The organism is Bradyrhizobium sp. USDA 3311, from assembly GCF_054062495.1.
The window spans coordinates 5670287-5684252 of the sequence record NZ_JBSSFI010000001.1 but is presented as its reverse complement, the minus strand read 5'-3'; the positions used below and the strand labels follow the sequence as shown (position 1 = coordinate 5684252).

Here is a 13966-nt window from a genome sequence, read left to right as displayed (position 1 = left end):
TCCAAAAGAAAGCTTGCGCGCGTTCAGCGGTAAACGTCGGTCCAGAGCTCAGCGGCATCCGGCTCGGGATCATGCTGGGCAAAGTCGGCAGACGCGTTGACGATATCGCGCACCTCGGCGTCGATCGCCTTGAGGTCGGCCTCGCTGACCTTGGCGGCCAGCAGGCGGTTGCGCACCTGCTCGATCGGGTCCTGATCGTGGCGGACCTTCTCGACCTCCTCGCGCGTGCGGTATTTTGCAGGGTCGGACATCGAGTGGCCGCGATAGCGGTAGGTCTGCATTTCCAGGATCATCGGCCCCTTGCCGGCGCGGCACCAGGCGGCGGCCTCGTCGCCCGCAGCCTTCACCGCACGGACGTCCATGCCGTCGACTTGCAGGCCGGGGATGTTGAAGGACGCGCCGCGCTTGGAGAAGTCCTGCTGCGCGGAAGCGCGCGAGACCGCGGTGCCCATGGCGTAGCGGTTGTTCTCGATGACATAGATCACCGGCAGCTTCCAGAGCTCCGCCATGTTGAAGCTCTCATAGACCTGGCCCTGGTTGGCCGCGCCGTCGCCGAAATAGGTGACGCTGACATTGCCGTTGCCGCGATAGTTGTTGGCGAAGGCCAGACCCGTGCCGAGCGAGACCTGGGCACCGACGATGCCGTGGCCGCCGTAAAAGTGCTTCTCCTTGCTGAACATGTGCATGGAGCCGCCCTTGCCCTTGGAATAGCCGCCGCGGCGTCCCGTGAGCTCGGCCATGACGCCGTTGGCGTCCATGCCGGTCGCGAGCATGTGACCGTGGTCGCGATAGCCGGTGATGACCTGATCGCCCTCCTTGAGGGCCATCTGCATGCCGACCACCACGGCCTCCTGGCCGATATAGAGGTGGCAGAAGCCGCCGATCGCGCCCATGCCGTAGAGCTGGCCGGCCTTTTCCTCGAACCTGCGGATCAGGAGCATGTCGCGGAGCGCCTTGAGCTCCTGCTCCCTGGTGAATTCCGGGGGCGAACCGCCGTTGGTCTTGTCCTGTGGAGCGCTTGCGGCGGCTTTCTTGGGTGCGGCCATGGGAATTCCGGGTCAGAGAAAACTTTCGTCCTCTCTAACCCAAGTCAAACACCCTTGGAAAGCACCGCGGCGGCATGACACGACATTCATTATGCCGCACTGCAACGTGATCGAAATATTGGAAAATCTTTGGCGCAGATCAGGCAACAAATCTAACGCCGTGCGGGCCAAGTCCCGTTTACCGGAACGAGCGGCGCCAAAACGGCGCCGCCCGCTCCTGTTCCGATCAGAAGAAGCCGAGCTTCTTCGGGCTGTAGCTGACCAGGAGATTCTTGGTCTGCTGGTAGTGATCGAGCATCATCTTGTGGGTCTCGCGACCGACGCCCGACTGCTTGTAGCCGCCGAACGCCGCATGCGCGGGATAGGCATGGTAGCAATTGGTCCAGACCCGGCCGGCCTGGATCGCCCGGCCGAAGCGGTAGCAGCGGTTGGCATCGCGGCTCCAGACACCGGCGCCGAGACCGTAGAGCGTGTCGTTGGCGATCGCGAGCGCCTCCTCGTCGGTCTTGAAGGTCGTGACCGAGACGACGGGACCAAAGATCTCCTCCTGGAAGATTCGCATCTTGTTGTGGCCCTCGAACACGGTCGGCTGGACGTAGAAGCCGCCGGAAAGATCGCCGCCGAGCTCGGCACGACCGCCGCCGGCCAGCACCTTGGCGCCCTCCTGCTTGCCGATGTCGATATAGGAGAGGATCTTGGCGAGCTGCTCACCCGAGGCCTGTGCACCGATCATGGTGTCGGCCGCACGCGGGTCGCCCTGCTTGATCGCGGCGACGCGCTTCAGCGCCCGCTCCATGAAGCGGTCATAGATGTCGGCGTGCACCAGCGCCCGGCTCGGACAGGTGCAGACCTCGCCCTGGTTCAGCGCGAACATGACGAAGCCTTCGATCGCCTTGTCGAAGAAGTCATCGTCCTCGGCGGTGACGTCCTTGAAGAAGATGTTCGGCGACTTGCCGCCGAGCTCCAGCGTGACCGGGATCAGGTTCTGGCTGGCATATTGCATGATCAGCCGGCCCGTCGAGGTCTCGCCGGTGAAGGCGATCTTGGCAATGCGCGGGCTCGAGGCCAGCGGCTTGCCGGCTTCGAGGCCAAAGCCGTTGACGATGTTGAGGACGCCGGGCGGCAGCAGGTCGCCGATGATCTCGGCCCAGACCATGATCGAGGCCGGGGTCTGCTCGGCGGGCTTGAGCACGACGCAATTGCCGGCGGCGAGCGCAGGCGCGAGCTTCCAGCAGGCCATCAGCAGCGGGAAGTTCCAGGGGATGATCTGGCCGACCACACCGAGCGGCTCGTGGAAATGATAGGCGATGGTATCGTGATCGATCTCGCCGATCGAGCCTTCCTGGGCGCGGACGACGCCGGCGAAATAGCGGAAGTGGTCGATGGCGAGCGGGATGTCGGCGGCGCGAGTCTCGCGGATCGGCTTGCCGTTGTCCCAGGTCTCGGCGATCGCGAGGCGCTCGAGATTCTCTTCCATGCGGTCGGCGATCTTGTTCAGGATCGCGGCGCGCTCGGCGACGCTGGTGCTCCCCCAGCCGGCCTTGGCGGCATGCGCCGCGTCGAGCGCAGCTTCGACGTCCTGCGCGTCGGAGCGTGCGATCTTGCAGACGATCTGTCCGTTCACCGGCGAGGCATTGTCGAAATATTTGCCCGAGATCGGCGCGACGAACTTGCCGCCGATGAAGTTGTCGTAGCGTTCGGCGAAGGGAACTTTGGTGACGCTGAGGAATTCCACCTTGTTCATTGATCACTCCCGATGTTTGCTGTTTGCGCAATTCGTCGCTGATCGCGACTTGCGCCGACGATGATGCGGGAGGCGATTTCTGTCAGCCCTGATAGGAGCGATGGCGGAGCGGACCTGTCGCAGTTCTGCGACAGGTCCGGGGTGAGGCAGGTGCAAGATCGAGGGCTCGCGGCTTCCACCCCATCATTGCGAGCGCAGCGAAGCAATCCAGAGTCCCTCCGCGGAAAGATTCTGGATTGCTTCGCTGCGCTGGCAATGACGGCTGAAAGGACAGTGGCCCTCAGTGGTTCAGCTCGAACCGCTTGAGCTTCCTGTGCAGGGTTGCGCGGCTGACGCCGAGGGCTTTGGCGGCCGCCGAAACATTGCCGCCCGCGCGGAGCAGCGCCCGCTGCACCACCGCGCGCTGACCGCCGGCGAGGTGGTCGCGCGCCGTATCGCCGCCGAGAAGATCGGCCGCGGGCACTGGCCGCAACGCCCGGCCTGGCGCGAGCCCAAGTCCCACCCGGGCGGAGCGTGTCGCGCCGATCACGAGATCGTCCGCATCGACCGCAACGAGGCCCCCGCACTGTCCGTCCGCAGCCGGCGTCAGCACGATGCGGGCATGGGCGAAAGCCCGGCGGAACAAGTCGGCCTCGATGCGCTTTGCCGCCTCGCCTGCCGCGAGCGCGATCAGATTGGAAAACGCATCGGTCCGGTCGGCGCGGCAGGAGGAGACGTCGAGCACGCCGGCAAACGCCGCCTCGTGGTCGTAGATCGGTACGGCGGTGCAGCTCAACAGCGTGTTGCGCGTGAAGAAGTGCTGGTCGCGGTCGATCGTCAGCGGCCGCTGCTCGACGACGCAGGTGCCGATGCCATTGGTGCCCTCGCGCTCCTCGCTCCAGAGCGCGCCGGTCCACAAACCCCAGGATTGGAAGGTGGTGTCGTCCGCCGGCGTGCCGCGACGATCCACCGGCACCCCCTCGCCGTCGGCCAGCAGCACGCAGCAGCCGGCCGCGCCAACCGCCTGGTAGAGCCGGTCCATCGCGCCTCGTGCAGCGGCGAGCAGCGGTGCGATCCGCTCGCGCGCCTCGCGGAGTTCCGCGTCGGTCAGCCGCTGGGGCAGGCCGCGGCCGGAGGGGTCGAGATGATGCAGTCGGGACGAACGGCGCCAGGAGGCCACGAGCGCGGAGCGAGCCGCCTGGCCTGATGCAATAGCGGCTTCGACACGAGCCGCGTGATGCTGGGGCATTGACCCATTCATCACCGTTTCCTCCGGGTGGCAATCTACGGCGTGCCGGCGCGGCCTGATTGATCTCTGTCAATCCTGGGGAGCGGTTGCGCCGCATAAGCCATGCCCCCGCCCGCGCTGCTCCGTCAAGGCGGCAAGACGACTGCGGTCTTGCGACCTTTGCAGGAGGCGGTCGGACCCGGCGCCGGCTTTCGATACCGGTTTCGAAACCTGCGCAAGCGCTAGTTCGGCGGGATCATCCGAACGAGATCGCGCGGATTGACATAGTCGAGCTGGAAGCGTGCCCGCTCGTCCAGCATGTCGGGATCGATCCTCGCGGAACGCAGCAGCGAGACGCGCTGCTCGCTCCTGGCGCGCTCGCGCTTGAGCTGGGCCAGCTCGCTCGTCAGCGCGATGATCTCCTGGTCGAGTTCCTGGCGGGCGTTGAGGCCGTATTTGCCGGTATAGGCGTTGACGCCGAAATAGCCAACGATGGCAGCCGCCATCGCATAGAGGGCAAGACCGGTCAGGATCGATTTGAGGCGCGCGCGGGAGACCATCTTGGGAAGATGGGGCAGCTTGGTTAAGGGAGCGCTAATCTTGGCAAACTGTCATTCCGGGGCGATGCGCAGCATCGAACCCGGAATCTCGAGATTCCGGGTTCGGCTCTTCGAGCCGCCCCCGGAATGACAAGGTTGTTCAGCCTCAGCCGTGATGCTTGGCCACGTGGGCGGCGAAGGCGTCGATATAGGCCTGGAGCACGGTCTTGAGCGCGTCCTTGGCGAGGTTACCCTCGGCATCGAAGGCGTCGCCAACCGCGTTCAGGTAGGTCTCGGGCTGCTGCATGATCGGGCCGGCAATGCCCGGCAGGATGTTCTGGAGCGTCTTGGCCGCGCTGACGCCGCCGAGCGGGCCCGGCGAGTTCGAGATGATGCCGACCGGCTTGCCGTTGAACGAGCTCTTGCCATAGGGGCGCGAGGCGACGTCGATGGCATTCTTGAGGACGCCCGGGATGGCGCGATTGTATTCCGGGGTGACGAACAGGACACCGTCCGACTTCTGGAGCTTTTCGCGGAAGGCCAGCCAGTCCGCGGGCGGCGCGCCCTCGAGGTCCTGGTTGAAGAAGGAGATGCCCGCCGGCGTGATGACCTCGAGCTTGAGAGAGGCCGGCGCGAGCTTCGCGAGCGCATTGGCGATCTTCAGCGAAAAACTGTCCTTGCGCAGGCTGCCGGCGATCACGACGATATTGTAGGCCATGGAGTGTCCTCAGAACTTGAGCGGGAGTGCCGGGCGGCACTTAAGCGATCCGGACCAATGGATGCAAGTGCATGAACCGGTCCGATTTGGAAACATTGAGTTTCTGAAACCGTCGTCCAAAACAATCAGGCCGCCAAGCGGCGGCCCGATCTTTCGCACAAACGTCCAGCCCGATCAGATCGTCGGATTCCAGGCCGACGGGATCAGGCGATATTTGGCGCCGTCCTTCTCGACATGGCCGACCGAGGGGAAGGTGAAGTGGAAGCCGATCACGGTCGCCTTCTCGGCCGCCGCCATGTCGTAGAATTTGTGGCGCGTCTGCTGCGCCAACGCGGCATCGGTGTCGAACACCACGTGCCAGTCCGGATTGCGCAGGAAGAACTCCGGAATGTTGGTGACATCGGACTGGATCAGCACCTTGGCATCGCCGGATGCAACCGCAAACGAGGTGTGGCCGGGCGTATGGCCGGGCGTCGCGATCGATGTGATGCCGGGCGCGACCTCCTTGCCCCACTCGTACTTGGTGACCTTGGATTCGAGGCCGGCGAAGGTCTTCTTCACGTTGGCGAAGTAGTTCTTCATCATCGCGTTGGACTCGGCCTTGGCGGCGTTGTCCTCGCTGGTCCAGAACTCCCAGTCCTTGCCCGGCACCATGATCTCCGCATTCGGGAACGCGAGCGCGCCGTCGGCGAGCCGAATGCCGTTGGTGTGGTCGGGATGCAGATGCGAGAGCAGCACGACGTCGATGCTCTTGGGATCGACGCCGGCGGCCGCGAGGTTCTGCAGGGTGCGGCCGACCGCGCCCTTGCTGGGCTCGAGATTGGCGACGCCGTTGCCCGTATCGATCAGAACGAGCTTGGAGCCGGTGTTGATGAGCTGCGGGTTGAACGGCACCGTGACCATGCCCTTGGGCATGTAGGCCGCCTCGCCCGCGGCGAGCGCCTCGTCCTTGGGCGCGTTGACGACGAACTTGTCCGGCATCGGGAAGGTGCGCGCGCCGTCATTGATCGAGGTGCACTCGAAGCTGCCGACCTTGTAGCGGTAGAAGCCCGGCGCCTGCGCCCCGGCTTGCGGCACTGAGGCACGAGCAGTGATCGGTCCGAGCCCGGTAACGGCAGCCGCGCCCACAGCGGCCGCGCCCGCCAGCAAGTGGCGGCGATTCAGATCGGTCATGGAAGTGTCCCCTTCTTTGCTTGCGGTTGTCCCGCTTTCAATAGCGGCGGAATAATCCCCCGCTTCGCTCAGAAGGCAAGACCTTCCTTCGGTGAGGTGCCGTCGCAGATCACGATAATTTATTTGGGGCGTTGGGGAATTTTTCGCCCGCGGCCTGTCCGCGCCAGTATCGCTTCGGTGCGTGGCCGTAGACTCGCTTGAAGGCATGTCCGAAGGCGCTCTCCGACGAGTATCCAAGCTGCGCGGCCGTTGCCGAAACGGTCGCTCCACGTCGTAGCTGATCGCGTGCAAGTCGCATTCGCCATCGAAGCAGGTAGTCGAGCGGCGCCAACCCCACAAGCGACTTAAACCGCTTCGAAAACGCGGATCGCGACATGGCGATCGCGTCGGCCAATGCGTCCAAGGTCCAGGGGTGAGCGGCGTTCTCGTGCATCAGCCTGATGGCCTTGCCGATCCTGGCATCGACCAGCGCGTTGATCCATCCAAAACCCTCGCCGGCACTCTGATCCAGCGCCGCGCGGAGCACCTGGACGAGCAGGACGTCGGCAAGCCTGTCGGTGAGTACGGCCGCTCCGATTCCCGTCCCCCTGATTTCAAGGTCGAGAATCCCGAGCGTGGAATGAATGATGGGGGCCGACGGGCTGCGCGACGGTATGAGCAGAAAGCGAGGAAGCGCATCGAGCAGCAATCCGGCGTCCGACGCTTCGAAACCGAAACTGCCGGCAAGCAGAACGGTATCGCTGCCCGCGTGACGCGCGACATCCGACTGCGTCCAATCGAACGCCGCTATGCCGTCTTCGGGAGCAAGGCGTTGGTCGTTGGCCAGAACATAGGCTGGTGCATTGGCCAGAAGAAAGCAGTCGCCGGTGACAAGCCGATGATGGGCTTCGTCACCGAAATCGATCCAGCAATCACCTCGGATGACCGCGCCGAACTTCAGGGCGGGTTTGGCCGGGAACCGATACGACCAATTGCCGCCCGCCTCGAACCTCGTGCAACGCGCAGCGCGAACGTTCAGGAGCGAGAAGACCTGAGACAGCGGGTCCGAGGTGTTACCCGAGGTCTCGTGCCTATCCGGGGGTGTGTCCAAGGCTTGATCCGATCTCGACGATTTTCGAGCACTTCGAGCATAGATCATCCTCGCTTTCGATGCGAAGTTCATCGCAACGAATTGCATGGAACATCTATGACGGGCATCGCAGGCAAAGTCATCGCCATCACGGGCGCCAGCAGCGGAATAGGCGCAGCCGCCGCCCGGCATCTCGCGGAACGTGGCGCCATCGTGGTCCTCGGCGCACGGCGCGCCGACCGGCTGGAGATGCTGGCCGCGAGCATCGCGTCAAAGGGCGGAAAGGCGTCGTACCTCGTCACCGACGTCAGGCAACGCGAGGATGTCGCCGGGCTCGTCGGACTGGCAACGGATCGATACGGGAAGCTGGACGTCCTGATCAACAATGCGGGGATTGCCCCGATTTCGCTCCTGGACGATCTGAGGGTCGACGACTGGGACGACATGATCGACGTGAACGTGAAGGGCGTGCTCTACGGGATCGCCGCGGCCCTGCCCGTGTTCCGTCGTCAGGGCTTCGGCCATTTCGTCAACACCCTGTCGACCGCCGGCCTCAAGATCGTTCCGACAATGGCCGTCTATGCGGGGTCCAAGAATGCCGTCAGGGCGATTTCCGAAGGACTTCGTCAGGAGGTCGGCCCGTCCCTTCGCGTGACGACCATCTCACCCGGTTATGTCGACACCGAACTGCCGTCCTCCATGACGGATTCCGCGTTGCGGGAGCAAGGGCAGGCAAGCATGAAGGCGATGGCCATTCCGGCGAGCGCAATCGCGGAGGCGATGGCCTTCGCGATAGCGCAGCCGGATAGCGTGGACGTCGGCGAGATCGTTATTCGCCCCACGGCTCAGGCATAAATTCGATCAGGCCTGGACGCCATCGCTCGTCACGACTTATTCGGGTTGATGAGGAATTTTTCGCCGGTGGCCCGTTTGGCGTAGACCGCAATGTTGGCGGGATCGAGCGCCTCGGGAAGCGAGACCACCTTGGTGTAGTGGCTGGCGAAGGTGGTCTTCAATTCGTTCACGACGCGCTGGCGCAGCCGTCCGATGTCGGCCGGACCGATCTTCTGAAGGAACGGGGTCAGCAGCCAACCGCCGACGCCCCAGGCCATGCCGAAGCCGCGCGGCAGTTCGATCGGGCGGATATCGAGCGCGCCGTAGACATAGACCTGCTTGTGCACGCTGGAGCCGTAGCGGCTGTATTCCTTGGCGGTCTTGTTGATCGCGATTTCCATGCAGTTGAGGATGTCGCCGGCAAGCTTGCCACCGCCGATGGCGTCGAAGGCAATAGTGGCGCCGGTCTCGACCAGCACGGCCGTGAGATCGTCGAGGAAGCTCGGCACGCTGGAATCGACGACGTATTTGGCACCGATCTTGTTCAGGATCTCCGCCTGCTCCTTGCTGCGCACGATGTTGACGAGCGGAATGCCGTCCTTGATGCAGATCTTGTTCAGCATCTGCCCGAGATTGGAGGCGGCAGCGGTATGCACCAGCGCCTTGTGGCCTTCGCGCCGCATCGTCTCGGTCATGCCGAGCGCGGTGAGCGGATTGACGAACCAGGACGCGCCCTCCGCCGCCGTCGTGCCGTCAGGCAATGGCTGGCAGTCCCTCGCCTTCAGGGTCCGGTATTGCGAGTACATGGCGCCGCCGATCATCGCGACCGTCTTGCCCATCAGCGCCTTTGCGGCATCCGACGAGCCGGTCTTGATGACGACGCCGGCACCTTCGTTGCCGACCGGCAGGGATTGGTCGAGCCGCGCGCCCATCGCGCGCATCGCACCGTCAGGCACTTTCGCGGTGATGACGGGCGCCTGCTTTGTGCCGGAGAGCTTCGCCGTGCTCATGTCGGCCGCGCCGACGAGCAGACCGAGATCGGACGGGTTGATCGGCGCCGCCTCGACGCGGACGACCACCTCGTCCTCGGCGGGCTCGGGGGTCGGCACGTCGAGAAGCGAGATTTCCAGCTCGCCGCTCTTCTTGATCAGCGAACGCAGTTGCAGTCCGGTTTCGCCATCGCTCATGTCGATCCTCCCTTGATGCAGGAGCGTCAGCGAGGCCTTGGGCCCTCGACCAACTCATGGCCTCAGGCCCAGGCATTGCAGCGCGACGCGCCCGGATAGGCGGCCTCCTTACCAAGTTCCGGCTCGCAGCGCAGCAACTGATTGAACAGGAAGCCTAGCCGACGGGAACGGCGGATTCGCGCTGCAGGATGTGCGGCTGGCTGCGCGGATGCAGATGCTGAAGTCCGATCGGCATGTCCTGCCCCAGCGGACGGGGGCCGCCGAGATCGACATCCGTCGAATACGCAAATGCATTGGTCGGCGACAGCCCCGATACCTTGAAGCATAGCCGCGCCTCCGGCAGACCGCCGCCGTAATCCTTGGGCGGTGCATATTCAACCGAAAGCCACACGATGTTGAAGCAGGCCGGACTGAGGAGCCCGATCATCCATTCGCCGGTGAAGGCCTCTGGCGTCACGTAGGTCCAGGCGTGCGGGTTGCTGCCAAGGCTCCAAAGTCCGAAGCCGGGCAAAACCGTAGCTCCGTCGGGCCCGCCAGTGACCCTGAGGTAGAGCTGAATCCATTCGGCTCCCAGCGAGAACGTGAAGACATAGGTCTTCCCGGTCATCACGGCATTGCTGCTCATGTCGCTGATGTACAGTGGCTGGTAGATGCCGGCCTGGTAAGTGTAGCCGTAGGTCGTCGGGACCATTCCCTGGGCGCCGAACGCGGTGCCGTTTCCGGACCAGTATTGCTTGCCCGGCTTCCACGGCGGCGGAGGTTCGTTGGGCGGCCCGTAGGCAAGCGCTCCGGCCGTCACCTTCAGTCCGTTCACCGCGCCGCTGCTGATGTACGATGCGTTGTTGTCGAGGTTGAGGCCGACAGTAAGCCTGCCTTTGGTCTGCAAGGTCGGATCCGAGAGTGCGGGCATGAAAATATCCTCTGATGAAACAGCCTGGGTGAAAATCAGTTTGCGAAATTTGAGCAGTGTGAGCGTCCCTCCGGACGCGCGGGCCGTGACCTAGGCCGAGCCCATCGAGACGCGCCTTGCAGTCAGCGTCGTCCCTTGCTCCGAATCGATGATCTCCTTGCCGTGGACGATCTTGGCGATTCCGGCGCTGACGTCGCTGACGATATCCACGACGCCGAGGAAGATACGGGCATCAAGCGGATCAAGCGTGTGCTTGGCCGGCTTTGCGATCGCCGACAATGACCCGGCGGCGCCGGCAACCCATTCCGACACCCGCGCCGTGCCCGCACTTTCCTTCTCGAAGAGCATCCATGCATTCATCGCCAAGGACAGGATGCCGCCGGCACTCAGTGCGCAAGATCCCGGGAACGAGCCGCGCGGACCATCCTTGAACTTACGGGCGATGCCCCACAAGAACTTGAACGCGATATTGCCGAACCCGGACAGCCAGGCCGCCGAGGTGGCCTTGTTGACCGGCGTGTCGAACGCGAGCCGTGCGAACGGGCCTCCGGGCCAGGCGAGAAACTGGATCAAGGTCGGGCCGAGAATCACGACGGCCAGCGCTTGCCAGGCAGGCGGGTTGTCGAACAATCCGACATCGAGCCCGACGTCGGCGACGCACCAGACCGTCGCCTGAACGAGGCCGGACAGGATCAGCAGAACGCCGATCTCCTTCTTGCTCGACGCAACGCCCTGCTCGGCTTGTTCGAGCGAGAACGGAGAATCCTCGAAGATGATGCGATAGAGCGTGGTCGCAACGAAAGCGCAGAGCAACGAGCCGAGGCCGACGACGGTCAGCCCCTCCGAAGACCCCGGGTTGATCAGATCGTAGAGCGCCTGAATGACGAAGTTATTGATGGAGGCGCCGAACACTGCGGTGTTGAGCGCGACGAGATCCTTGGCGAAGAAGTTCAAAACGGATTGAACCAGTCCATCGAGGACGCGCAGAACGGCCAGGATCAGGTCTTTCACCTCGCCGAGGATCGTGGCGAGCAGCACCTTGCCGAACTCCGACGTGCTGGTTGCCAGCGCCCGCAAGCGTTTCATGCTTGCCTGGATGAGCTTCGCGATCTCGGTGGCGAATGTCGACTGGACCCGCGAGATGAGAGCCATCGCATCCTGCACCATCGCCGACGGGATATTGATGCCAAGGCTGATGAGGCTGCCGAACGAAACCTTGTCCATCAGCCAGTTGGCGACGCTTGCGCTGTCCTCGATGATTTCGAGAAACGTGCTCACGCCGGACGGCGCATCCATCCCGTCATCCGCATCGATCTTGCCGAGATCCTTCTCGATCCCCGCAAAGGCCTGCTTGACGGTACCTTCCATGGTCTCAAAGAAGCTGTGACTGACCTTGCCGCCGTCGGCGGCAAAGCCTGCGAGCGAAACCAGACCCTGGCTGAAGATCCGCTCGAACTTCCGCTTGGTGGCCCAGATGTCCTTGCGCGCATCGCTCAACAGCCAGGCAAGGAAATTGTAGAGCCTGACGAAGAACGTCCTGACCGCGTTGAAGACGGTTTCCACGAAGCGGAACGCGCTTTCCACGGTGTCGACGATGCCGTTCCAGGCGATCTTGAGCTTGTCCGCCACCCAGTTGATGGCGAGTTCGAAACCGGTGGCGATCGGCTTAATGACGTAGTCGTACACCGCATCGACCGCGGTCTCGAACGCATTGCCGATCGCCTCGATCGCGTCCTCGAAAAAGTCGAGGAGTCCAAAATCCGGACTGGTGCGCAACGCCGCGATCTCGGCGATGGCGGCGTCCGCCTCCGCATCGGTGAGAGTCTTGAAGACGGCCCGCCCGCCGGCAACGGTGAAGCGGAAGGGCTGCCGGGGCTGCGCGCGCATCGGCAGCGGCAGCCGAAGGTCGTCCCTGGCACTGATGCGCGCCCGCACCAACGCGACCGGCCCGTCATGGATGTTCGCCATCGCTTCCGTGACGGCCAGCCGGATTTGATCGGCATCGCCGGCGAACTCGCTCGGCACGAGCTGCTTGACCTGGGCTGTCGTGATGTTGCGCAGCCGTTCCTGCACATCATGATTGGGCGTCACCGCGAAATCGCCGCCGTCCATCATCAGGTCCGGCAGCCTGGCGCTGAGCCCCGCGGCATTCAGCGACCGCGTCTCCGTCGTGACCCGCAGGCGGCCGGACGCATCGGTCGTGAACGTCAGGGCCCGCGCCGGACCAAGGGTCACGACTTGCCCGGCGATCGAGGCGCTCACGATCTCGGTCGATTTCAGCGCGACCTTGGCGTTGGAAAGGGTCACGCCCTTCGCGTCATAGAAAGTCAGCGTCGTCGAATAGGTCTTCTGCTCGACGAGCTTGCGGGTCAGCGGTGGATACTGAATCGGCTCCTGACTCCAGCCGCCCTTGCTGCCGTCCGGCGAAGTCGGATCGTCCGGCGGACTCTGCCATATCCGTATGAGGCCCTTTGTGGGCACATAGCCAACCAGCTCCGCATCGCCCTCCGTCCCCCGCGCAGTCAGGATGTTCCTCAGGCGAAGGAAGAAGTCGAATTTGGTGTCCGACGGCGGCGTCGCGATCAATTGCAGCGAGCCGCTGTCATCGAGCGCAAACAGCGCCAATGGATTGGCGCCGGCGCTCGCAACCGCCAGCGCGGTCGCCTTGATCGTGGAATCCACGACCACGAAGCCGGCGTCCGGATTGCCACCGTCGAGATACTGGATCTGCGGCCGATCGGTCATGTCACCGGGATCGGCAATGAACACCGCCGAATTGTTGTCCGCCTGCGAACCAACGGCCAGCGAGCGGAATACGATGTTTGCCGCCAGTAATGTTGCCGTTGCCGTGAAGGGAGCCGCCACGGTGAACAGATCCAGCGCGACGGGCGTCGCCTCGGCGGTGTTCGCGAACAAGAGACAATCGATGTCCGCGACGGTGCAGCTCTCGATGATGGTCTGGTCGGTATCGGCGATGTACTGCCAGCTCGGAGCGGCAGCATCCCAGCCGATACGCCACAGGCTGGACTGGCCGTTGGACCCCGGCGAGGGGCTGAGCAACGCGAACAGTTCGAGCTTGCCCGCGATTGCAAAGGCCGCAAGCTTGCTGGCCTGCATGAATACAGGCACCGAGCCGTCCGGTGCGATCGGCTGCGGCGCGCTCCAGCTTCCCCCGCTCTGGCGCGTCATGACATAAACATCGGGCGCCGCCGCATTCGAGCCGATGGCAAAGACCGTGAACCTGCCGCTGGCATCGATGCCGCCGACAACCTGGCTCGGCTGAAGGGTGGCATCGACCACCTCCTCGCTCCAGCCCGTATCGCTGTCAGGGTCCCGGCGCAGCGACATGATGTTGCCGGTCGCTCCGAGGTAAAGCAGGCTGTAACTGCCGTCGGCCTGTTGTATCGCCGTCAGATCCGTCTCGCCGGTCAGATCGGTGGCGTAGACGTAGTCGTCCATCAATTGACCGCTGGCCTGAACGGTAACGGTTCCATCCGTGCTGACGGCTCGGGTTGCTCGCAATCTGGTCATTTGGCGCT

General features: G+C 63.9%; 11 protein-coding genes. 1 reads left to right on the top strand and 10 read right to left on the bottom strand.

Annotated features, from left to right (window positions below; genetic code table 11):
• Positions 1–23 precede the first annotated feature (23 nt).
• The 7 genes from pdhA to ACVWW6_RS27125 form a co-directional block, all read right to left on the bottom strand.
• Entirely contained in the window at positions 24–1046 is a 1023-nt protein-coding gene (gene pdhA / locus ACVWW6_RS27155) for a pyruvate dehydrogenase (acetyl-transferring) E1 component subunit alpha (protein ID WP_028171818.1), read from the bottom strand.
• Positions 1047–1272: 226 nt separating this feature from the next.
• Positions 1273–2790 (bottom strand): aldehyde dehydrogenase, encoded by a 1518-nt coding sequence (adh, locus tag ACVWW6_RS27150; protein ID WP_110116126.1) that lies wholly within the window; start codon positions 2788–2790, stop codon positions 1273–1275.
• Positions 2791–3070: 280 nt separating this feature from the next.
• Complete coding sequence (locus ACVWW6_RS27145; RefSeq protein WP_038967230.1) at positions 3071–4030, bottom strand: helix-turn-helix domain-containing protein; 960 nt, start codon at positions 4028–4030, stop codon at positions 3071–3073.
• Positions 4031–4239: 209 nt separating this feature from the next.
• Positions 4240–4557 (bottom strand): FtsB family cell division protein, encoded by a 318-nt coding sequence (locus ACVWW6_RS27140; protein WP_011087554.1) that lies wholly within the window; start codon positions 4555–4557, stop codon positions 4240–4242.
• 145 nt (positions 4558–4702) lie between these two features.
• Positions 4703–5254, bottom strand: coding sequence for an NADPH-dependent FMN reductase (locus ACVWW6_RS27135; RefSeq protein ID WP_271554112.1), 552 nt, complete (start codon positions 5252–5254; stop codon positions 4703–4705).
• A gap of 174 nt (positions 5255–5428) precedes the next feature.
• Positions 5429–6427 carry an MBL fold metallo-hydrolase gene (locus ACVWW6_RS27130; protein ID WP_456681649.1) on the bottom strand — a complete coding sequence of 333 codons (999 nt, stop codon included), beginning with the start codon at positions 6425–6427 and terminating at the stop codon, positions 5429–5431.
• 109 nt (positions 6428–6536) lie between these two features.
• On the bottom strand, positions 6537–7517 hold the full coding sequence (locus ACVWW6_RS27125) for an AraC family transcriptional regulator (RefSeq protein ID WP_375761891.1): 981 nt from the start codon (positions 7515–7517) through the stop codon (positions 6537–6539).
• 96 nt (positions 7518–7613) lie between these two features.
• Between ACVWW6_RS27125 and ACVWW6_RS27120 the strand changes: the two genes are divergently transcribed.
• Positions 7614–8351: an SDR family oxidoreductase gene (locus ACVWW6_RS27120; RefSeq protein ID WP_011087558.1), complete on the top strand. Its 738-nt coding sequence runs from the start codon at positions 7614–7616 to the stop codon at positions 8349–8351.
• 29 nt (positions 8352–8380) lie between these two features.
• Here the strand turns inward: ACVWW6_RS27120 and ACVWW6_RS27115 are convergent, their stop codons facing one another.
• From ACVWW6_RS27115 to ACVWW6_RS27105, 3 genes are all read right to left on the bottom strand, one after another.
• Positions 8381–9517 carry a zinc-binding dehydrogenase gene (locus ACVWW6_RS27115; RefSeq protein WP_375761892.1) on the bottom strand — a complete coding sequence of 379 codons (1137 nt, stop codon included), beginning with the start codon at positions 9515–9517 and terminating at the stop codon, positions 8381–8383.
• 154 nt (positions 9518–9671) lie between these two features.
• Positions 9672–10427: a hypothetical protein gene (locus ACVWW6_RS27110; protein ID WP_011087560.1), complete on the bottom strand. Its 756-nt coding sequence runs from the start codon at positions 10425–10427 to the stop codon at positions 9672–9674.
• A gap of 90 nt (positions 10428–10517) precedes the next feature.
• Positions 10518–13958 carry a hypothetical protein gene (locus ACVWW6_RS27105; RefSeq protein ID WP_456681648.1) on the bottom strand — a complete coding sequence of 1147 codons (3441 nt, stop codon included), beginning with the start codon at positions 13956–13958 and terminating at the stop codon, positions 10518–10520.
• Positions 13959–13966 lie beyond the last annotated feature (8 nt).